We start from the raw sequence: 21318 nt of genomic DNA, 5'->3' as shown, positions 1-21318 counted from the left end.
TTATTTGACTTCATCCCAATGGTCATCCCAATCCTCTACACGAGGTTCACCTAGTTTACCAACAGATTTTGCCACTACCATGGAAACCGTGGCATCCCCAGTAACATTAACTATGGTACGGCACATATCCAATGGTCGGTCCACAGCAAAAATCAAGGCCAAACCAATGGCTAGCTTATCTGCTGGAAAACCAATAGCTTCCAACACAATAACCAGCATGACCATACCAGCTCCAGGCACGGCCGCAGAACCTATTGAGGCCAGCAACGCAGTAAGTACTATGGTCAATTGATCTGCAAAACTAAGGTCAAACCCTAGGGCCTGGGAAATAAAGACAGCCGCAACGCCTTGGTACAAACTGGTTCCGTCCATATTTATGGTAGCTCCCACGGGTAATACAAAACTAGATACTTCCTTGTCTACTCCTATATGCTCTTCCACCCTTTCCATCGTCACGGGTAAAGTAGCCGCACTGGAACTAGTGGAAAAGGCCAATAGCTGAGCAGGGCTTATTTCCTTTAAGAACCAGAACGGATTTTTCTTGGTAAAAGTTGAAACCACAATAGCATAGAACACTATCATCAATAAAAGTCCGCCGACCACAACACCAGTATATTTTAACAGGGCCAATAATAAATCTGGGTCGCTAGAGGACACCACAACTCCTGCTAAAAGTGCAAATACGGCATAAGGAGCAGAAAGCATGATCAAATCGACCATCTTTAAAACCACATAGTTCAGAGAGTCAAAAAAGTTTTTTAACGGCTTGGCCTTTTCCTCACCAATCAATAACATGGAAATACCTAGGAAAATCGTGAAGAAAATGACCTGAAGCATCAAACTGTTATCCGTCATGGCGGCCAAAGCATTGTCGGGCACCATATCGACCAAGAATTGTAGTGGTCCACTATCTTTTTGACGAGAAGCTTCCTCCAATTTCGAGGTTACCCCTGCATCACTGGCATAGGTTTCTGTAAGTTTTGTCACAGTATCCTCAGATATTCCATCTCCAGGTCGTAGCACATTCACTAAAATCAGACCAATGGTAATTGCTACCACAGTAGTTACAATATAGATTCCTATCGTACGTAGGCCAATGTCCCGAAATTTTGAAATGTCCTTAAGGTCAGAAATACCTTTTACCAAAGAAGCAATAATCAACGGAATTGCAATCAGCTTCAACAATTTCACAAAGATGGTTCCCAATGGTTGAATCCAGTCTGATACAAATCCTTGGCCCCAATCCACTTGGGTCATGACAAATCCAAATACAATTCCCAAAAGCATCCCAATCAGGATCTGCCAGTGCAGTTCTAGTTTACGCATATGTGGTTTTTAGGAAAGTAAGATACTATTTTGGACGGAAATGCCCTAACCCCTTTTTAGATTTTGTTCGATCGGGCCAAAAGCACATGGTCTGCCAAGACCAAAGCAGTCATGGCCTCCACAATGGGCACCGCCCTTGGAACAACGCATGGGTCGTGTCTACCCTTTCCTTGGGCAGTTACTTTTTCACCCTCTTTATTGATGGTTTCATAGCCTTGCAATACCGTTGCTACAGGTTTAAAAGCCACATTGAAGTAAATATCCATTCCATTGCTGACTCCTCCTTGTATTCCTCCGCTTCTATTGGTAATGGTAGTACCGTCAGGGTTGTATGCATCATTGTGTTGGCTTCCTTTCATTTTTACGCCTTCAAACCCACTTCCATATTCAAAACCCTTTACGGCATTAATGGAAAGCATAGCTTTTCCCAAATTGGCATGAAGCTTGTCAAACACAGGTTCGCCTAAACCAATTGGTACATTTTGAACTACACAGGTGATGACCCCACCAATGGTATCCCCTTCTTTTTTTATGGCCTTGATATAATCTTCCATATTCTGGGCCATTTCGGGGTCCGGGCAACGCACTGGATTAGATTCAATCTTTGAAAAATCCAAGTCGCGGTAGTCTTTCTCCAATTTCATATCCCCGACCTGACAAACAAAAGCATTGATTTTAATATTGTCCAAAAACTGTTTGGCAATGGCGCCTGCCACTACCCTACTTGCAGTTTCCCTGGCTGAACTCCTTCCACCTCCTCGATAATCACGAAAGCCGTACTTTTTATCATACACATAATCCGCATGGGAAGGTCGGTAAGAATCTTTGATATGTGAATAGTCCTTGGACTTCTGATTGGTATTATGAATAGCAAATCCTATTGGAGTACCCGTTGTCTTGCCTTCAAAGACCCCTGAATAGATTTCAACAACATCGGGCTCTTTACGTTGGGTAACTATTGCAGATTGACCCGGTTTTCTTCGATTTAATTCCGATTGGATTTTTTCAATATCCAGGTCAACACCAGCTGGACAGCCATCCAGCACTCCACCTATGGCCACTCCATGCGATTCACCAAACGTTGTAAGTCTAAAAAGTTGTCCAAAAGAGTTTCCGGCCATTGGTAATAATTTCAGTAGGCCCAAAGGTAGATGTTATCGTCCGATTTCAAAAACCAGCCCACCACTTAATGTTTATATAACATATTTCTGTCAGGGTTGATGATTTTTTAACCATATCCTCATGAATAATTGATTTGGAATTGATTTTCAGTTTATTCTTACGTTTTTATTTTGCATTTAAACCTATACGATTGAAAAAAAGGAAGATAGAATTGGCAGTGATTTCGGATGTCCATCTTGGGACATACGGTTGCCATGCAGATGAACTCATCGCTTATTTAAATAGCATTCAACCTAAGAAGCTCATTCTAAATGGGGACATCATTGATATTTGGCAGTTCAGTAAACGTTATTTCCCTTCTGCCCACCTAAAGGTGCTCCGTAAGGTAATCGGGATGGCTTCAAAAGGCACAGAGGTTTACTATATCACTGGAAATCATGATGAAATGTTGCGTAAGTTCAGTGACACTTCAATGGGAAATTTTAAAGTGACCAATAAATTGGTGCTCAATTTAGATGGTAAAAAAGCATGGTTTTTCCATGGAGATGTGTTTGACATGTCCATTCAAAATGCCAAATGGTTGGCCAAGCTTGGTGGATATGGTTATGATCTACTCATCCTGATCAATAGTTTTGTAAACTGGTGCTTATTAAGAATCGGAAGAGAAAAATATTCGCTGTCCAAACGCATAAAAAATAGCGTCAAGGGGGCGGTTAAATACATCAATGATTTTGAAAAAACCGCAGCAGATCTGGCCATAGAGAACGATTATGACTATGTGATCTGCGGCCATATACATCAACCCAAGAAAGAACGGTACGAAAACAAGAACGGAAGTTGTATTTATCTCAACTCTGGGGATTGGGTTGAAAACCTGACGGCTTTGGAGTACTCATTTAAACGATGGAGAATCTACCACTACAACCATGACCGACTATCTCCATTCTTTGCAGATGAAGACCTTAAAGAAATGGACATGAACGAACTCATTGCCTCTATTACTGATAAACAGATTGAAGAAGATTCGGTGATTGAGGGCCATCTAAACGGCGTTCAACAAGATATACAACCAAACCCTGAAATGGAACGTCAAAACGAAAAATCTTTAGACGACCAAAGCTTGTCGCAGGATTGAAACCGGGTGCAACGCATCTTTTTCAGTCCCATCTTTAATTTGATGTCTACAACTAGTACCATTGGCTGAGATGATTGTACCTTCAGGAGCCTTTTTTACCGCTGGGAACAATTTTAACCCTCCAACTTGCATACTGGTACTATAGTGTTCTTTTTCATAACCAAAGGAGCCTGCCATTCCACAACATCCTGATGGAATAATGGAAACTTTATAATTAACCGGTAGATTGAGTACATCAAAAGTTACTTTTTGATTGCTCAAAGCTTTTTGATGACAGTGGTTGTGAACCTTAATGGTTCGCTCTTCTTTGGTGAAACTATCGGAAGTAATATGTCCATTGGCTATTTCATTGGAAAGAAACTCCTCAATCAAAAAAGAACTCGACGACAATTTTGCCAAGAGCTCCTTATCATCATGGAGTCGCTGGTATTCATCCCTAAAGGACAATATAGCCGAAGGCTCCAGCCCTACAATTGGAATGTTTTGTTCCAATATAGGTTCCAAATTGGCTAGGTTCATGGCAGCAAGTCTTTTAGCTTGTTTCAAAAAGCCTTTGGAAAGATATGTCCTGCCGCTTTCAGCATAAAACAACTCCACATCATAACCTAATCTAGACAAAAGCTCTATGGCATCTTTTCCCAAATCAACATCCAGATATTTGGTGAACTCATCCAAATAGAGGACCACTTTCTTACCAGTCTTATTAGTTCCGCTGGCCCGTTGTTGGTCAATGTATTTTTCAAAATTGAATCGATGGACTTTGGGAATACTTCTTTCCGAAGCTATCCCAGTGACTTTTTTCAACAGTCCACTTAGCAAACTGGAATCATAAATGGCATTGGTAAGTTTTGGAAAATTACTACCTAAAGCATTGAGCTTGGTATTGTACGCAAAAAGTTTACTCCGCCAGGGGTATCCATTGCTTTCCTGATATTGATAGAGAAATTCAGCCTTCAGAGCAGCAACGTCCACATTACTTGGACATTCGCTGGCACAAGCCTTACAGCTCAGGCATAGGTCAAAAACCTTCTTCAGTTCATGATGGTTAAATTGATTGGCCTTTTCTGAGTTGGTCAAAAATTCCCGCAATGCATTGGCCCTTCCCCTGGTTGTATCTTTCTCATCTTTGGTGGCATGATAACTTGGGCACATTCCCCCAGCCATATGATGGCTTTTTCTACAATCCCCACTACCATTACATTTTTCAGAAGCTTTCAAAATCCCTTCACTATCCGAAAAATCCATCAATGTGGTAATCTCAGGCTCAACTCGGTCAATTTCATACCTCAGGGATTCGTCCATTGGAAATGCATCCACAATTTTCCCGGGATTGAAAATATTCTGTGGGTCAAACGTGCTTTTAACCCTTTTAAGGAGTTCATAGTTGGCTTGGCCTATCATTAAAGGAATGAATTCGGCACGAACTATTCCATCCCCATGCTCCCCACTAAAACTACCCTTGTACTTCTTGGTCAATTTGGCAACATCCGTGGTAATTGCACGAAACAAACTTACATCCTCGGACTTTTTTAGGTTGAGTATGGGGCGTAAATGAAGTTCACCGGCCCCAGCGTGGGCGTAGTATACTGCCTCTTGACCATACCCTTCCATAATTTTGGTGAATTCGCCAATGAAATCCTTTAAGTCCTCAAGGGCAACGGCAGTGTCTTCAATACAAGCAACAGCCTTCCTATCTCCTACCATGTTTCCCAACAATCCAAGTCCAGCTTTTCTTAGTTCTATGGCCTTGTTGATATCGCTTCCCTTTAAAACCGGGCTGGCATAACTCAATCCCGATTTTTCGATAGCTGCCAACAGCCCATTCAATTGCTCTTGTAGTTCGGTTTCGGTTTCAGCCCGTACTTCCAACATTAATATGGCAGCTGGATCTCCCTCCACGAAGAACCTATTGGCCAATTGGGCCCTATTGTTCTTGGTACAGTCCAAAATTACCTTGTCCATCATCTCGCAGGTGTGGAGATTATGCTGCATCACAAGTTCCACATCAGCCAAGGAGTCCTGAAGCGTATGATAGTGCGTAGCCACCATCGCGGACAATGCCGGTGGCAGATCATCCAGTTGAACGGTTATTTCCGTTGAGAACGCTAAGGTGCCTTCACTTCCAGCCAGCAGTTTGCACAAGTTGAAATCCTCTTCATATTTCCCAAAAAGGTTGTTCTTCAACAATTCATCCACCGCATAACCCGTGTTTCTTCGGTGGATGCTAGGTTTGGGGAATTCTGCCTCTATTTCTTTTAGGTTTTGTTGGTTGGATAGTTCACCATACAGACTTTGATATATTTTTCCCTCTAGGGAACCTTCATTCTTTTTTGCTTCAAAAACGTCCGGAGATACATCAGAAAAGGAAACTTCGGAGCTATCGGATAAGATACAATCCATGGCCACCACTTTGTCCCGAGTAACACCATATTGGATGGAGGTTGTACCCGAGGAATTATTTCCGACCATCCCCCCTATCATACATCGATTTGAGGTAGAGGTGTTTGGACCAAAAAATAAACCGAAAGGTTTTAGGTATTGATTAAGCTCATCCCTGACCACCCCAGGTTGAACCTTGATTTGTTTTTTTTCTTTATCCAAATGCAGGATTTTGGTAAAGTGTCTGGAAACATCCACCACAATACCATCTCCAACACATTGCCCTGCCAATGAAGTGCCAGCAGTTCTTGGAATAAGCCCTACACTATTCTCTCTGGCAAAAGAAATTAGAGCTTTTATATCATCTGGATTCTTCGGATAGGCAACGGCAGTAGGTAGTTTTCTATATACAGAGGCATCCGTGGCGTAAATTGCCTTACTCAACTCATCGTACAACAGTTCTCCCTGCAGCGTATCTGAGAGGCTTTTTAATAAAGATTTATCCAACCTGGAACAATTTTTGGTGACTAATTCTGTTAAAAAAGTGTCACAAGACAATACAAAGCTATCTCTATTTTTTAACTAAACGAGAAACTTATGAAGATTACAACATTATTAACAACACTCTTTTTGTTTGCAACAGCTTCCATGAGCGCGCAGGACATTTCTGAACATGCACTGGGATTGCGTTTGGGAGACAGTGATGGATTTGGAGCCGAAATTTCCTATCAAAAATCAATAGCCCGTTACAACCGGGCCGAGTTCAACCTGGGATGGCGGGACAGTCGGGATTTTGATGCCTTCAAACTATCAGGGGTTTACCAATGGGTTCACCCTCTTGATGGCAATTTTAATTGGTATTATGGCGTTGGAGGCGGTCTTGGAAATGTAGATTTTGACCCAGCTCCCGGATTTGACGATGACGATGACGGACTTTTCGTTTTTGCGGCAGGTGACATCGGAATCGAATACAATTTTGATATCCCATTGCTCTTATCACTTGATTTCAGACCTGAAATTGGCTTATTGGGCTATGATGGTTTTGACAATGATTTTGATTTTGATATTGCTTTAGGAATACGTTATCAGTTCTAAGCAACCATCAATAAAGACCAAGAACCCAAGGTATTTTCAAAAGGCCTTGGGTTTTTTTATGCCATATGGAATGAATACCTTAGCAACTTAAACTTGAAAGAATGAAAAAAGTACTTGTGCTTGCCCTAGGAATTGTTTTCTTGATGTCGTGCGATTCCAAACCAGCCGGATTCAGTCTAAACGGAACAGTAACCGGAGACCTTGACAATGGCACCCAAATCTTCCTAAAAACTACCGACTCGTTGAATCAATTGATAGATATTGATACTACCACAGTTGAAAATGGCCTTTTCAATTTTGAAGGTGCCCAGACTCAACCCAAACTTCATTACATTTTTGTTGAATCTGGAAGAGGTAGTGTACCTGTGGTTTTGGAAAACGGAGATATAGAGGTGAGATTTCAGAAAGACAGCATGAATTTCGCCAAACTAAAAGGAACGCCGCAAAACGATCTTTTCATGAGCTTTCTTGAAGAGTCAAGAAAATTGAACCAACGGGCAATGTCAATGCAAAATGATATGCGCGTAGCTTCCATGGAAAGGGATACTGCCACCGCGACTGCTTTAAGAGAAGAATTCATTGAACTACAAGATGAGGTAAAGAACTTCAATATCAGCTATGCAAAGGAAAACCCAAATGCACTGATATCCGTTTTGATCATTGGTAGTTTAATGTCCACAAAAGCACTACCCAGTGATGAGGTCAAACAAATGTTTGATGCGCTTACCCCTGAAATGAAAGCTTCAGAGCCGGGAGAAATGCTCAAGAAAAGACTGGACGAAATAAAGTCAACCGATATAGGAGCCAAAGCTCCGGAGTTCTCAGCGCCAACACCTGAAGGCTCCGTATTGGCACTTAGCGATGTCAAAAATAACAGTAAACTTACCTTGGTGGATTTTTGGGCCGCATGGTGCAGGCCTTGCCGGGCAGAAAACCCAAACATCGTTTCAGTGTACAATAAATATCGCGACAAGGGTTTCAATATTATTGGAGTTTCCTTGGACACAAGAGCTGAGGATTGGAAAAAAGCCATTGAACATGATGGTTTGACCTGGAACCATATTTCCAATCTTAAACGTTTTCAAGATCCTATAGCCAGATTATATAACATCAATGCTATTCCTGCAGCATTTCTATTAGATGAAAATGGGGTGATTGTCGCCAAAGACCTAAGAGGTCCGGCACTGGAAGCAAAAGTAGCTGAGCTACTCAATTAAAAAAACAAGCATTTTAAGAAAAGGTCCATGATTTCATGGGCCTTTTTTGTTGGGTTATATTTTCCCCATCTTCTCCAGAACAAAAAGAATAATAATCGGAATAGCCAGGAGGATCACAATCAATGTATCAGTTACGAACAAATCCGGTTTAAACAGCAACGTGGTCACATAACCTCCAATAGCGCCTCCAAAATGGGCTGTGTGCCCAATATTTCCATGCCTACTTTTCATACCGTAAATGGAATACAGCAGATAGGCAATCCCCAAAACATAGGCAGGCAAAGGAATAGGGATAAACATGATTCCCAGTTGCATATCTGGCCTTAACAGAATAGCCGCATACAAAATACCGATTACCGCGCCACTGGCCCCCACTGCACTATAATGAGGTTCATTTTTATGAAAAAAAAGTGCAAGAAGACTCCCAGCAATCAAACTAATAAAGTAAATGATCAAAAATTTTCCCGGACCAAACCAATTTATCACCACATTGGCAAAAAAATAGAGCGTGAACATGTTAAGAAAGAGATGCGAAATATCTACATGTAAGAAACCGGAGGTCACTGTGCGCTCTCGCTGTCCAGCTCTAATTCCACTGATACTGAATTTGTAACGTTCAAAAAAAGTAATATCGCTAAATCCTCTCAAGGATACCAAGACATTGGCAGCCATAATGGCAATTGTGGCAATATGTAAATTGTACATGGCAACAAGATTTGGATTCAAATATAGCTATATTTGCACACAAGAATCGTATATGCAACTGGTAGTATTTATTCTTGCTTACCCCCTACTCTGGTTGGTTTCCAGACTTCCTTTCAGAATCATTTACATCCTTTCGGATGGAGTGTATTTTTTGCTGTACCATATTATTGGGTATCGAAAAAAAGTAGTACGGGAAAATTTGGCCTTGGTTTTTCCGGATATGGATACAAATGAAAGACTTCGGATAGAGAAGAAATTCTACAAGCATATGTGCGATATGTTCTTGGAGATGGCCAAGACCATGGGCATCAATGCCAAAGAAATGGAGAAACGGTTTACCTATACTAATATTGATGTAATACACCAACTGGAAAAAAACGAGAAACGAATCCTTTTAATGGCCTCTCACTATGCCAGTTGGGAATGGGTCATGTCGCTTAACGCCAGAATCTCCTTAAAAGGCTATGCCATCTATCTTAAGTTGGGAAACAAGTACTTTGATAAGTTGGTTAGGGATATTCGTAGCAAATATGGCACTACCTTGATTAGAACCAACGAAAGTAGAAAATTAATTAAACAGGCTGTTGAGGACGGAGAACAATTTATGTTGGGCATTGCCAGTGACCAATCACCCATGGTAAGTCGTGCAAGACACTGGGCACCGTTTATGAACATTATGGTTCCTGTACATATTGGAGGTGAAGAATTGGCCAAACAGCATAATCTGATTCCAGTTTTCTTGAAAGTGAAAAAGCTTAAAAGGGGACATTACCAAGGAACATTCAAGGTCCTGACCGAGAATCCAAAAGAAGTTCCTGATTATGGGATCTCAGAAATGTTCCTGTCTGAAACTGAAAAACTTATCCGTGAAGCTCCTGAGTATTATTTCTGGACCCATAAACGATGGAAACACAGAAACAAGGTTCCCAAACAGTTTCAATAAATAACCAACTGCGCTTTAAGACAACCAATTTTTCTCACTGAAAGGTATGAGAAACAGAATGTACTTCACTGTAAATCATATACTTTTCTTAAAAGCCATTAGCACTTCAAGTTAGTTTCATAAATTAAACCAATTCAAACAATCAAAAAATGAAACACCTAATCACTCTTGCCCTGGTACTTTTTGCAGGCACAGTCTTCGGTCAACAACAAAATCAAATTTCCAGTACACTTTTGCAATCCATAGAAAAAGATGTCTGGGTTCCATTTATGGAAGCGTACAATGAATCGAATTCTAAAAAACTGAAGTCCATCCATTCCAAGGATATTGTCCGTGTGACAGTAGACCACAATCAAATTGAAACAGGCGAAGCCTATTTGGACCATTTTGGGGGTTTTGTGGAAAATGTAAAGGAACGCGGTGGACAATTGGGAATCGCCTTTGCCATTCTCACCACGGCAACAAATGAAAATGGCACCCTGGCCCATCAAACCGGTTATTATCGTTTTAGTTCAAAAGGTCCGGATGACAAAGCGTTGAAGGTACAAGGTTATGGACATTTCAACGTTGGCCTTAAAAAAGAAAACGGAGAATGGAAAATCTGGCTTGATTCTGATGCCAGAACAGATATCTCCCATGATGATTTCAATTCTCAGGAGATCATTTATGAATTGGAAGGATAATTATTTCAATCCCGCTACCTCTTTTATTTCATCAATGATCTGATCGGCCAGACTATCTGCTTCCATTTGGGATTTTGCTTCGGTATATATTCGGATAATGGGTTCTGTATTTGATTTTCTTAAATGCACCCAATTCTCCGCAAAGTCAATTTTCACCCCATCAATGGTGGAAACTTCTTCATCCTTATACTTATCGTGCATGGCAGTCAGAAGGGCATCAACATCTAAATCTGGGGTTAACTGTATTTTCTTCTTGCTCATGAAATAGCTCGGATAACTGGCCCTTAGCTCTGCAACGGTTCCTCCTTTTTCCGCCATCAACATAAGAAACAAGGCTGTGCCCACTAACGCATCACGACCATAGTGGCTTTCTGGATAAATAATCCCTCCGTTTCCTTCACCTCCAATTATTGCTTCATTGGCTTTCATTTTGGCTACCACGTTGACCTCACCTACCGCCGCTGCTTTATAACTGCCTCCATGTTTTTGGGTGATATCACGGAGAGCCCTGGAAGAAGATAAGTTTGAGACCGTGTTGCCTTTTGTTTTTCCCAACACATAATCGGCACAGGCAACTAGCGTGTATTCTTCTCCGAACATTTCGCCATCATTGCTGATGAAGGCCAGTCTGTCAACATCTGGGTCTACCACAATTCCAAAATCTGCCTGCTCTTCCACAACTTTTTTACAGATGTCCCCCAAATGTTCTTTTAAAGGTTCGGGATTATGTGGAAAATGACCCGTGGGATCACAATACAGTTTGATTACTTCAACACCAAGCTCTTCCAGCAATTTGGGAATAGCTACACCACCAGTTGAGTTTACACCATCCACAACCACTTTAAAACCAGCTTTCTTAATGGTCTCCTTATCAACTAATGAAAGTTTGAGGACTTCATCAATATGAACATCTATATAGGAATCATTTTTTACTACTGAGCCCAAATCGTCCACTTCCGCAAAATCAAAATCTTCTTTTTCGGCCAAAGCAAGGATTTTGGCTCCTTGTTCAGCATCTAAAAACTCTCCCTTTTCATTCAACAATTTTAAGGCGTTCCACTGTTTTGGGTTATGGCTCGCGGTTAGGATGATTCCCCCATCTGCTTTTTCCAAAGGAACAGCAATCTCCACGGTCGGCGTGGTGGACAATCCTAAATCAATAACATCTGCGCCCAATCCAACCAAGGTAGAAACCACAAGGTTTTGAATCATCTCGCCAGAAAGACGGGCATCTCTTCCAATTACAACGGTCATCTTATCTTTTTTGGAATACTCCCGTAGCCATGTTCCATAGGCAGCGGCAAATTTTACAGCATCAACGGGGGTTAAATTGTCATTGGTCCTACCTCCAATAGTACCTCGTATTCCAGAAATTGATTTGATCAGTGTCATAATTGTTAAAAAGTTTTTGCAAATATAAACCGCCGTTCCCTATTCCATGTTTTGAATTTGTAAATTCGATATAAATAGAAATTACCCCGATGAACTTTTTGGCACACATCTATCTTTCCTTTGATGATGATGAGATTACCCTGGGTAATTTTTTTGCGGACCATATCCGTGGAAACAAATACAAGCATTTTCCAGAAAAAATTCAAAAAGGAATCTTGTTGCACCGTGAAATAGACACGTTTACCGACTCCCATCCCATAGCCAAACAAAGCAGCAAAAGGCTCCATAAAAACTATAGTCATTACAGCCGAGTAATCGTGGATATTTTTTACGACCACTTTTTGGCCAAAAACTGGAGTGATTATTCCAACGTTCCCCTAGAAGATTATGTGGAGGATTTTTATGATCTCCTAGAGGAAAACTTCGAGATTTTGCCTTTGGGCACCAAACGCATGATGCCTTATATGATTGCGGACAATTGGTTGCTGAGCTATGCAGACTTGAGTGGCATCTCAAAAGTTCTCAACGGAATGAACCGAAGAACAAAAAACCGGTCCAAGATGAACTTTGCAATTTTAGACCTGGAAGAACATTATGATGCTTTTGAAAACGAGTTCGTTAATTTTTTTGAAGAATTGATTACCTTTTCCCGACAAAAATTTATTTCTCTATGCGAAAACTAATACTTCTAATTCCCCTACTCCTTCTATTTGTACATTGTAGACAACAACCAGCAATTCCCACAGGGCTTGTAACTGAAAAAGCCATGGTGGTCTCTGCCAGGGAGGAAGCCTCAAAAATTGGCTCGGACATCATGAAAAAAGGTGGTAACGCCTTTGATGCTATGGTAGCCACAGAATTGGCTTTGGCAGTCGCTTACCCATTTGCCGGAAATCTTGGCGGAGGTGGCTTTATGGTCTATAGAAAAAGTAATGGGGACATTGGCGGATTGGATTATAGGGAAAAAGCACCTTTAGCTGCCCACAAAGACATGTATTTGGATTCCCTTGGCAATGTTATCCCTGATATGAGCACCAAAGGAGCAACATCCGCAGGAGTGCCAGGTACCGTAGCTGGTGTTATAGCTGTTCACGAAAAATTTGGTTCAATACCTTTAGAGGAGATTCTACAACCCATCATTGCACTGGCCAAAACAGGAGTGATTGTTACAGAAAAACAATCCAAAAGACTGGAATATTACAAGAAACAATTTATCGAGGCCAACGGGGACAGCACAAAATTTGCCACTAATTTTATGCCCGGAGATACTATTAAGTATCCAGAGCTGGCCGCTACCTTGGAAAAAATTCAGCAAAATGGCAGGGACGGCTTTTACAAAGGTGAAGTGGCGGAGAAATTGGCCTCATTCATACAGGAAAAGGGAGGTTTCATTACCGAGGAAGACCTAGAAAAGTACGAAGCCAAATGGCGTTATCCTGTGGTATTTGATTATAAGGACCTACGGATTATTTCCATGAGTCCTCCAAGTAGCGGTGGGGTGACCATCAATCAAATCTTCAAGATGATAGAACCTCATAAGATTTCAAAATATGGCCATAATTCTACAAAGTCCGTGCAATTGTTCACAGAAGCGGCCAGACGTGCCTATGCGGATCGCAACTATTTCCTAGGAGACCCAGATTTTGTAGATATTCCCCTGGACGTACTTTTGAGCCAAAACTATTTGAAAGAACGTATGCAGGATTTTTCCTTTGAAAATGCTACACCTTCTTCCAAAGTAAGTCATGGTAAAGTAGAAATTTTGGAAAGTACGGAGACCACACACTATTCAATCGTTGACTCTGAAGGAAATGCCATTTCAGCTACAACCACGCTTAATGGTGGCTACGGTTCAAAACTGTATTGTGCTGAGTTAGGATTCTTTTTAAATAATGAAATGGATGATTTTAGTGCTAAACCTGGTGTGCCCAACATGTTTGGACTTGTTGGGGCTGAGGCCAACAGTATAGCGCCTGAAAAGCGAATGCTGAGCAGTATGACCCCAACCATTGTTGAAAAAGATGGTACACTTTATATGGTGGTGGGCACCCCGGGAGGGTCTACAATAATTACTGCAGTAGCCCAAACCATTCTTAATGTCTATGAATTCAATTTGAGCATGCAGGATGCCGTTAATGCCCCGCGCTTTCATCATCAATGGCTACCAGATGTGGTGGTTTTTGAGCCTGAAGGCTTTTCCGAAGAACTCAAAACCGAATTGAAGTCGAAAGGATACAACATCAATGAAGAGCGAACACGTATTATTGGAAAAGTTGATGCCATTCGTATTCTTTCGGATGGTCGTTTGGAGGGCGGCGCAGATAAAAGAGGAGATGACACTGCTGTTGGATTTTAATCGTACTGAGTATGCAATTTGATGTTGTGGTGCTTACCGACCCAAGGTATCTGAACCCCAAGGATGGGAATATTTATATTGATAATGTGCTGCTAGAGGACCAATTGGTGCTTGAAGCATTGGATGCTATCGGTGTAAAAGCCACCCGCAAAACCTGGGACGACCCAAAATTTGATTGGTCTACCACAAAATATGCCCTGTTTCGTGCTACTTGGGATTATTTTGACCGATTTGAGGAGTTTTCGCAATGGTATCAAAATACCTCCAAACTTACCCAATTCATCAACTCAAAAGAATTGATAGATTGGAATATTGACAAGCACTACCTAAAAGAATTGGAGTCCAAGGGCATCAATATTCCCAACACATTGATCGTTGAAACCGGTGAACCTCTAGATTTAGCACAGGCTATTGATAAATTCAACAGAAGCTTTAGTCTGGATTGCGAGGATTTTGTACTTAAACCCTGTATTTCAGGCGGTGCCAGACATACCTACAGATTTCACAAATCAGAATGGGAAAAACATGACAACACCTTCAAAGAGCTTGTTGCCCAAGAGGCGATGATGCTTCAAGAATTTCAACATAACATTGTGTCTGATGGAGAAATTTCTCTGATGCTCTTTAATGGACAATACACCCATTCCGTACTAAAAGTTGCCAAATCTGGCGATTTTAGGGTTCAAGATGATTTTGGAGGTTCCGTTCACAACTATACCCCTTCAGAAGAAGAAATAAAATTTGCACAACGCGTAGTTGAAGCCGCTCCTGAGCTTCCCACCTATGCCAGAGTGGATATCTTCAAGGACAATGATGGTAATTGGGCTCTTGCTGAGTTGGAAATATTTGAACCAGAGCTTTGGTTCAGGAATCACCCCAAGGCTGCATCCATTCTTGCACATGCCATCAAAGAAGGTATAACAACGGAAAGCGCCTAAGCTATTTGGTAATCTGCCTTTTTAATTCTTCCATGGACTGTTGCAATTGCTTTAGCAATCCAGTTTCGGTTGTGGCTTCTACATTAAAAGTCAGTTTACTGCTCACTTCCCAAATTTCCTGGATTTGAAAAGGCTTGATGTCGTATGGAGGATAGGATTCATTCAAAGAGACCAACGTAATGTTGTTGGAATTGGGCGGACGTTCAATTTTTTTCACCATCACGGAGTCCTGAAGGACCACTACATACATTTTGTTGGGGCTAACATGGTCAATATGTTCAATGGCTCGCGCCAAAACCCAATCATCCGGCTTTAGATTGGGCAACATACTGTCCCCTTCTACCTGGAATCCACGATACGTAGCGTTACGAAATTCAGGTATGGGCATATCAAAGGCAGGAAGCTGCCTGTACCAACTTGTATCTGCAATGTTTTGAGGATATCCAGCCGCCGCCTTGGCGTTCACCAAGACCATATTGTCCTGATCAGCACTATCCACAGTTACCACCTTTGGAATAACACTTGTTTTAGAGGTATCCAAATGCTTTTGGTCACTTTCGCCAAACAACCATAGTGGATTGATCTTAAACTGCTTTAAAAGTTCTGTCACTACCCTACCCGATAATTTAGTCCGACCGCGCTCTATATCTGCAGTGGTATTTTTAACCCCCAACAATTGGGCAAACTCGGTCTGGGTATACCCTAATTCCCTTCGGATATCGGTAAATCGCTTTATGGTAAGTTCATTTTCCACAACCCAAATATAACTATTTTGGATTATTTCCAAAATTTTATATGGAATATTTCCATTTATTGGATTATTTCCATATTTTTAATTGGAATATTTCCAAGTTATGAATTTTCAACGAATACGGGAAAAATTGAATATCCTAGCCGATGCAGCCAAATACGATGTGTCCTGCGCCAGTAGTGGCAGTGATAGAGCCAATAAGGACAATGGTCTGGGCAACGCTTCGCGCATGGGTATCTGCCATAGCTACACCGAAGATGGCAGGTGTATTTCTTTGTTAAAGGTTTTGTTGACCAACCATTGTATTTATGATTGCGCCTACTGTGTTACCCGTAAGAGCAACGATGTAAAACGAGCAGCTTTCAAGATTCAGGAAGTAGTGGATTTGACCATCAATTTTTACAGACGGAACTACATCGAAGGCCTATTCTTAAGCTCGGGTATTTTTAAAAATCCGGATTATACCATGGAGCGTTTGGTTGCAGTGGCCAAAAAACTGCGTGAAGAAGAGAATTTCAACGGCTATATCCATTTAAAATCCATTCCAGGGGCCAGTGATGAATTGATGTATGAAGCAGGGTTGTATGCTGACCGCCTTTCAGTAAATATTGAAGTGCCCACAATCTCCGGACTCAAGCTTTTGGCACCGGACAAAAAACACGAAGATTTCAAAAAGCCTATGCTCAAGGTTAAAAACGAGATCATTCGATACCGTTCCGAACGAAAAGTCATCAAAAGTACCCCAAAATATGCCCCAGCAGGTCAAAGTACCCAGATGATCGTTGGAGCTTCCGGGGAAACCGACATGGATATTATGTACTCTGCCACTTATTACTATAGGGCATATCAAATGCGGCGGGTCTATTACTCAGGTTATGTGCCGGTAGCAGATGATGCCCGCTTACCTGCCATTGGTTCACAAGTACCTATGCTACGGGAAAATAGACTGTACCAAACCGACTGGCTGCTGCGATTTTACGGCTTTGCAGTTAAAGAAATCCTGAACAGTGACCATCCCAATTTGGATATGGACGTAGACCCCAAACTTTCCTGGGCGCTACGGAACCTTCATCATTTCCCGGTAAATGTGAACACGGCAGAAAAGGCAATGCTAGCCCGTATTCCGGGGATTGGTATGCAGTCCGTTGAAAAGATTCTGAAAGCCAGAAGATTTAGAAAATTGAACTGGGACCACCTTAAAAAAATGGGAGTGGCCCTCAACCGTGCCAAATATTTTATGGTATGTGATTCCCGCTATTGGGAACGCAGGGATTTGGATGCGGATAAAATCAAAGGAATGATTCTTCAGACTTCGTCTGGAAAGTATAGAAACAAATTCAGTGCACAATTGTCATTATTCAATTAACAATGGACAATTTTCAATAAACAATGAAATGTCACTTCGAACGAATGTGAGAAATCTAGATTTCTTAGTCGCAAGCTTCTTCGAAATGACCATACGGAATTAAAAATTTAAATGTCTTATGAAATCCTCTTCAACCTTAATTTACGATGGCAGCTTCAATGGTTTTCTAACTGCCATTTTTATCGCTTTTGATGAAAAAATCAATGTAGCGGACATTCAGAAGAACAACCAATGCCAGAACGGTTTGTTTTCAGAGACCGAAACCGTTTTTACCAACGTGGAAAAGGCCAAACGGGTATGGAACGGAATCCGAAGTAAAAGTCATAATGCCATTTCCAATGTCTATTTTGCCTTTTTAAGTGAAACCGAAGGCGTAGAGCTGATACTCTATACCTACATTCAGAAACTGATGAGTTCCAAAAATGGAAAGCATCTGGATTATTCAGATAATATTGTTTCGCATGTTACCCAGTTGGCTCGCAAAGTGTCAAAAGAAAAACATCGCATGGAAGCCTTTGTTCGCTTTCAACTCACCAAGGACGATGTTTATTTTGCCAATATTGAGCCAGACTATGACATATTGCCGTTGATCTCTAAACATTTCAGAAACCGCTACGCGGATCAGCAATGGCTTATTTATGATGTGAAACGCAAATATGGCATCTACTATAATCTGGACCATGTAGAACTGGTATCCCTGAACTTGCAAGAAATCCACTTCAACAAAATCCGCAAAAGTGATGTCTTTGAAGCCGAGGAGTATGATTACCAGACGTTATGGAACGATTATTTTAAAAGCACCCACATCAAATCCCGAATCAATCCGAAGCTACACAGGCAACATATGCCCAAACGCTACTGGAAGTATTTGAGTGAGAAGAAAGAGGCGGTTTAGGTTAAAATTATTCAATTCCTAATTGCATTATTATTTGCATGAGATGAAATGGAAAATCATTCTTTTTTAAGGCAGTTTTCCCTAAATTGAGGCCTCTTATTCCAACTTATGACATCTGAAACGGAAATCTTCAAAGTCCTCGATTTTATCTCAGAAAAAGCACTGCGCGAAGAGATTTTGGAATACTGTCAGGTGCTTACCTTCCAAAAGGGCGAGACCATTGTTCGGGAAGGAGAATACGTAAAGGTACTCCCCATTGTATTGTCTGGGCATATCCGAGTGTTTCAAGCCAAAGAGGATCGCGAAATCCTACTCTACTATGTAGACCCCAGTCAAACCTGTATGATGTCGCTCTCCGCTTGTTTCTACAATAATCAAAGTCCATCCCAGGCTGTTGCTGTCTCCGAGACTAAGATTTTGGCCATCCCAACACGATACATTACCCAGTGGCAAAAAAAATATAATTCCTGGAACAATTTTGTCATCAAAACCTTTAGGAATCGTTACGATGAACTTCTGGAAACTTTTGAAAGTGTCGCTTTTGACCATATAGACAAACGGGTAATGGAGTATCTAAACCACAGAAAGGAAAAAGAAGATACTTCAATCATTAAATTGTCCCACCAGCAATTGGCCTATGAACTGGGGACCACCAGAGTGGTCATTTCAAGAATTTTAAAACAGTTTGAGATGGACGGTATCTTAAAACTTCATCGGGCAGAAATAGAACTTCTATAATTTTTTTCGGCAATGGTATCTTTTGATACCGTTATCCCCTCCTATCCACCTTTAGGTTTGCACCATAATTCATTTAAACACAACAATTATGAGTGCAAGAACTTTTTATTTGGAAATGGAGCGAGAATTTGGCTCCACCAAAAATCTTCTGGATACCGTTCCAGAATCACAATTGGAGTACAGACCCCATGAAAAAGCCATGTCCTTGGGGCAGTTGGCCCTGCATGTAGCATCCATTCCTGGAAGGAATTTGAACTTTGCCAAGGACGGGCAAGTGGAGGCATCGGTAATCGTTCAACACCCCATTCCGGCTTCTAAAGAAGAAATCTTGGCTGCTTTTGAGCAAAGTGTAAAGACAGCAAAAACACTTTTGGAAAATGAAGATGCCCCATGGCTTCAAAGCAACTGGGGTCTCATGAGCGAAGGTGAGCCTATTGCCGAAATGCCAGCTTATGCCTTTGTAAGAACGTTTGTATTGAACCACTGGTACCACCACAGAGGTCAGCTGTCAACATATCTCAGGGCCCTTGATCAAGAACTTCCATCCATTTATGGCCCTAGCGCAGATGTGAATCCCTTTGCCTAATTCAATCACTTAAATAACATAACAATGAAAAAACTGAATCTTTTTTTAACTACCGTTTTACTATCTGTTTCCTATACCATTAACGCTCAACTTCCTGACCCTGGGTTGGTCATAGACGAACACACTGCTATTGTAATCACCGATCCACAAAACGATTTTTTGAGCAAGGATGGCGTAGCCTGGGGACTAGTAGGACCCAGTGTGGAAAAAAACAACACCATTGACAACATTGAGACTTTGTTTAAACTGGGAGAGCAATTCAACATCCCCGTCTTTATATCCCCTCATTTTGTATTTAAACATGACCAAAAATGGGATTCAAAGGGATCCATGATCCAATTTGCCCACAATGTGAATTTGTTTTCAAAGGAGGACCCCATCGATAACAGGAACTACGATGGTTCTGGGGCCGACTTTTTGAATCAGTACAAGAAGTACATCAAAAAGAGTAATGTAACCGTTACATCGCCCCACAAAGTGTTTGGACCTGAGTCCAATGACTTGATCCTTCAACTTAGAAAGCAAAAGATCAACAAAGTGGTCTTGGCCGGAATGTTGTCCAACCTCTGTACTGAAGCCCATCTTCGTGAGCTGATGGAACAAGGTTTTGAGGTAGGCGTGGTAAAGGATGCGACCGCTGCGGCAATATTACCGAACATGGATGGTTATGAAACCGCTTTGGTCAATTATGCGCTTATTGCCAGTCATGTATTCACTACAGAAGAAGTGAAAAGCGACATTGTGAACTTTTATTCAAAATAGGGATGTAAAGAAGAAACGGAGGCACTTTGTGCCTCCGTTTTAATTATGGGTTATGGTACAAATCATCAGACTTCATAGCATTGTCCTCATCCTTTGTAGCCTAATTGGATTTATTGGTCACTTTTTACAGTTTGGTGTAGCACGAATCACCCCTTGGATACCAGCCTCTGTAGGCATGATTTTAATGTTTTTCACCCTAGTTCCGAACAAAAAAATTGCACGCTACCTATCCTTCTTTTTAATTGTTAGCTTCGGTATTCTGGTAACCAATATGTTATTCACTTTTTGGAACCAAGACTTTCAGCCTATACGAAAGAAGCTTATATTCCTTGCCATGTCCTTATCGTCTTGGGTATCCATATTAGTCTTCATTTTAAAGAAGAAGTTTAGACATTAACCTTTGCGTTCGCCAACAAATTGATCGCTCTTGTTTTTGAACAGCACATTAAAGCTGGTCAAACTACCATAGATTCTGGTGATATATTGTTGCAAATCTACCTTTTCCTGATCGTCAAGGTTTTTACTGCTATTTATCTTTTGCTCCATCACCCGAATTCGGTCCCGAACCATGACAATCTTATGGAAGAAAGTTTCAATGGGCATTTCTTTATTGGCCAAAGCATCACCCGGTTCCAAAATCAATTTGCCTCCTTTCCATTTATCTGCCAAGGCCACCTTTTCATGTGTATCGCTCCATTTTTCCAAGATTTTTACCAAGGAACGTTCAACATCAAAAAAACTGACGGTATCCACTTCGTCTTCAACCCCTTCAATTACTTCAAATTCAGAATCCAAATCGATGGTTTCCAAACCATTCTCCAAAAAAGTAACCCAATAATGTCTTGAGGATACATTGGTCACCACCCCTTTTCCGTACTCGGGATGATCAATTCTAGAGCCTATGCCCAATACTTTCATAACGTCAAATT

Annotated in this window: 20 protein-coding genes; 13 read left to right on the top strand and 7 right to left on the bottom strand. The window is 41.2% G+C overall.

The genetic code is table 11. The features are described from left to right. Positions 1-1326, bottom strand: coding sequence for a dicarboxylate/amino acid:cation symporter (locus DX873_RS04775; RefSeq protein ID WP_116183359.1), 1326 nt, complete (start codon positions 1324-1326; stop codon positions 1-3). Between the two features lie 56 nt (positions 1327-1382). Next, positions 1383-2447, bottom strand: coding sequence for a chorismate synthase (gene aroC, locus DX873_RS04770; protein ID WP_116183358.1), 1065 nt, complete (start codon positions 2445-2447; stop codon positions 1383-1385). A gap of 191 nt (positions 2448-2638) precedes the next feature. Here aroC and DX873_RS04765 point away from each other — a divergent pair, with 191 nt between their 5' ends. Then, positions 2639-3583, top strand: a complete 945-nt coding sequence (locus DX873_RS04765) for a UDP-2,3-diacylglucosamine diphosphatase (RefSeq protein WP_116183816.1) — start codon at positions 2639-2641, stop codon at positions 3581-3583. Here the strand turns inward: DX873_RS04765 and DX873_RS04760 are convergent. Then, a complete protein-coding gene (locus DX873_RS04760; RefSeq protein WP_116183357.1) occupies positions 3554-6469 on the bottom strand; it encodes an FAD-binding and (Fe-S)-binding domain-containing protein in 2916 nt (971 codons plus the stop codon). The two genes, DX873_RS04765 and DX873_RS04760, sit on opposite strands and share 30 nt — an antisense overlap. Before the next feature lie 90 nt (positions 6470-6559). On the opposite strand from DX873_RS04760, the gene DX873_RS04755 reads away from it, so the two are divergent. Further along, entirely contained in the window at positions 6560-7057 is a 498-nt protein-coding gene (locus DX873_RS04755; protein ID WP_116183356.1) for a hypothetical protein, read from the top strand. Between the two features lie 101 nt (positions 7058-7158). Continuing rightward, positions 7159-8274, top strand: coding sequence for a TlpA disulfide reductase family protein (locus DX873_RS04750; RefSeq protein ID WP_116183355.1), 1116 nt, complete (start codon positions 7159-7161; stop codon positions 8272-8274). A 54-nt stretch (positions 8275-8328) separates the two neighbouring features. Here the strand turns inward: DX873_RS04750 and DX873_RS04745 are convergent, their stop codons facing one another. Then, on the bottom strand, positions 8329-8979 hold the full coding sequence (locus tag DX873_RS04745; protein WP_116183354.1) for a rhomboid family intramembrane serine protease: 651 nt from the start codon (positions 8977-8979) through the stop codon (positions 8329-8331). Here DX873_RS04745 and DX873_RS04740 point away from each other — a divergent pair. Together DX873_RS04740 and DX873_RS04735 are read left to right on the top strand one after the other, a co-directional pair. Beyond that, a complete protein-coding gene (locus DX873_RS04740; RefSeq protein WP_313777741.1) occupies positions 8978-9922 on the top strand; it encodes a lysophospholipid acyltransferase family protein in 945 nt (314 codons plus the stop codon). The two genes, DX873_RS04745 and DX873_RS04740, sit on opposite strands and share 2 nt — an antisense overlap. Positions 9923-10071: 149 nt before the next feature. Beyond that, a complete protein-coding gene (locus tag DX873_RS04735; RefSeq protein ID WP_116183353.1) occupies positions 10072-10605 on the top strand; it encodes a YybH family protein in 534 nt (177 codons plus the stop codon). On the opposite strand, the gene glmM is transcribed toward DX873_RS04735, so the two are convergent. After that, complete coding sequence (glmM, locus tag DX873_RS04730) at positions 10606-11997, bottom strand: phosphoglucosamine mutase (RefSeq protein ID WP_116183352.1); 1392 nt, start codon at positions 11995-11997, stop codon at positions 10606-10608. It lies immediately after the preceding gene. A gap of 89 nt (positions 11998-12086) precedes the next feature. Between glmM and DX873_RS04725 the strand changes: the two genes are divergently transcribed. Genes DX873_RS04725 through DX873_RS04715 form a run of 3 tightly spaced genes read left to right on the top strand, consistent with a single transcriptional unit; the run spans position 12087 to position 15291 of the window. Further along, positions 12087-12680 (top strand): acyl carrier protein phosphodiesterase, encoded by a 594-nt coding sequence (locus DX873_RS04725; protein ID WP_116183351.1) that lies wholly within the window; start codon positions 12087-12089, stop codon positions 12678-12680. Next, on the top strand, positions 12668-14353 hold the full coding sequence (gene ggt / locus DX873_RS04720) for a gamma-glutamyltransferase (RefSeq protein ID WP_116183350.1): 1686 nt from the start codon (positions 12668-12670) through the stop codon (positions 14351-14353). The genes DX873_RS04725 and ggt overlap by 13 nt, the downstream gene beginning before the upstream one ends. 11 nt (positions 14354-14364) lie before the next feature. Beyond that, positions 14365-15291 carry an ATP-grasp domain-containing protein gene (locus DX873_RS04715; protein ID WP_116183349.1) on the top strand — a complete coding sequence of 309 codons (927 nt, stop codon included), beginning with the start codon at positions 14365-14367 and terminating at the stop codon, positions 15289-15291. A gap of 1 nt (position 15292) precedes the next feature. Here DX873_RS04715 and DX873_RS04710 read toward each other — a convergent pair whose 3' ends face one another. Beyond that, positions 15293-16045 (bottom strand): XRE family transcriptional regulator, encoded by a 753-nt coding sequence (locus DX873_RS04710; RefSeq protein ID WP_116183348.1) that lies wholly within the window; start codon positions 16043-16045, stop codon positions 15293-15295. Positions 16046-16145: 100 nt separating this feature from the next. Here DX873_RS04710 and DX873_RS04705 point away from each other — a divergent pair, with 100 nt between their 5' ends. From DX873_RS04705 to DX873_RS04685, 5 genes are all read left to right on the top strand, one after another. After that, positions 16146-17408 (top strand): putative DNA modification/repair radical SAM protein, encoded by a 1263-nt coding sequence (locus tag DX873_RS04705; RefSeq protein ID WP_116183347.1) that lies wholly within the window; start codon positions 16146-16148, stop codon positions 17406-17408. A gap of 118 nt (positions 17409-17526) precedes the next feature. Continuing rightward, positions 17527-18303, top strand: a complete 777-nt coding sequence (locus DX873_RS04700) for a TIGR03915 family putative DNA repair protein (protein WP_116183346.1) — start codon at positions 17527-17529, stop codon at positions 18301-18303. A 108-nt stretch (positions 18304-18411) separates the two neighbouring features. Next, positions 18412-19041 (top strand): Crp/Fnr family transcriptional regulator, encoded by a 630-nt coding sequence (locus DX873_RS04695; RefSeq protein WP_116183345.1) that lies wholly within the window; start codon positions 18412-18414, stop codon positions 19039-19041. A gap of 88 nt (positions 19042-19129) precedes the next feature. Further along, positions 19130-19627, top strand: coding sequence for a DinB family protein (locus tag DX873_RS04690; protein WP_116183344.1), 498 nt, complete (start codon positions 19130-19132; stop codon positions 19625-19627). A 24-nt stretch (positions 19628-19651) separates the two neighbouring features. After that, positions 19652-20389 (top strand): isochorismatase family protein, encoded by a 738-nt coding sequence (locus tag DX873_RS04685; protein ID WP_116183343.1) that lies wholly within the window; start codon positions 19652-19654, stop codon positions 20387-20389. 393 nt (positions 20390-20782) lie between these two features. On the opposite strand, the gene DX873_RS04675 is transcribed toward DX873_RS04685, so the two are convergent. After that, positions 20783-21307: a hypothetical protein gene (locus DX873_RS04675; RefSeq protein ID WP_116183341.1), complete on the bottom strand. Its 525-nt coding sequence runs from the start codon at positions 21305-21307 to the stop codon at positions 20783-20785. Positions 21308-21318: the final 11 nt, after the last annotated feature.

This window comes from Flagellimonas nanhaiensis, assembly GCF_003382275.1.
Lineage (GTDB): Bacteria > Bacteroidota > Bacteroidia > Flavobacteriales > Flavobacteriaceae > Flagellimonas > Flagellimonas nanhaiensis.
Note: the sequence above shows the minus strand (reverse complement) of the source record. Positions and strands in the feature narration are given on the sequence as shown.

Coding starts and splice junctions, on each gene's coding strand:
- DX873_RS04695 (WP_116183345.1), top strand. CDS start 18,412: ATGACATCTGAAACGGAAATCTTCAAAGTCCTCGATTTTATCTCAGAA.
- DX873_RS04725 (WP_116183351.1), top strand. CDS start 12,087: ATGAACTTTTTGGCACACATCTATCTTTCCTTTGATGATGATGAGATT.
- DX873_RS04690 (WP_116183344.1), top strand. CDS start 19,130: ATGAGTGCAAGAACTTTTTATTTGGAAATGGAGCGAGAATTTGGCTCC.
- DX873_RS04755 (WP_116183356.1), top strand. CDS start 6,560: ATGAAGATTACAACATTATTAACAACACTCTTTTTGTTTGCAACAGCT.
- DX873_RS04675 (WP_116183341.1), bottom strand. CDS start 21,307: ATGAAAGTATTGGGCATAGGCTCTAGAATTGATCATCCCGAGTACGGA.
- ggt (WP_116183350.1), top strand. CDS start 12,668: ATGCGAAAACTAATACTTCTAATTCCCCTACTCCTTCTATTTGTACAT.
- DX873_RS04775 (WP_116183359.1), bottom strand. CDS start 1,326: ATGCGTAAACTAGAACTGCACTGGCAGATCCTGATTGGGATGCTTTTG.
- DX873_RS04700 (WP_116183346.1), top strand. CDS start 17,527: ATGAAATCCTCTTCAACCTTAATTTACGATGGCAGCTTCAATGGTTTT.
- glmM (WP_116183352.1), bottom strand. CDS start 11,997: ATGACACTGATCAAATCAATTTCTGGAATACGAGGTACTATTGGAGGT.
- DX873_RS04685 (WP_116183343.1), top strand. CDS start 19,652: ATGAAAAAACTGAATCTTTTTTTAACTACCGTTTTACTATCTGTTTCC.
- DX873_RS04715 (WP_116183349.1), top strand. CDS start 14,365: ATGCAATTTGATGTTGTGGTGCTTACCGACCCAAGGTATCTGAACCCC.
- DX873_RS04745 (WP_116183354.1), bottom strand. CDS start 8,979: ATGTACAATTTACATATTGCCACAATTGCCATTATGGCTGCCAATGTC.
- DX873_RS04750 (WP_116183355.1), top strand. CDS start 7,159: ATGAAAAAAGTACTTGTGCTTGCCCTAGGAATTGTTTTCTTGATGTCG.
- aroC (WP_116183358.1), bottom strand. CDS start 2,447: ATGGCCGGAAACTCTTTTGGACAACTTTTTAGACTTACAACGTTTGGT.
- DX873_RS04705 (WP_116183347.1), top strand. CDS start 16,146: ATGAATTTTCAACGAATACGGGAAAAATTGAATATCCTAGCCGATGCA.
- DX873_RS04740 (WP_313777741.1), top strand. CDS start 8,978: ATGGCAACAAGATTTGGATTCAAATATAGCTATATTTGCACACAAGAA.
- DX873_RS04735 (WP_116183353.1), top strand. CDS start 10,072: ATGAAACACCTAATCACTCTTGCCCTGGTACTTTTTGCAGGCACAGTC.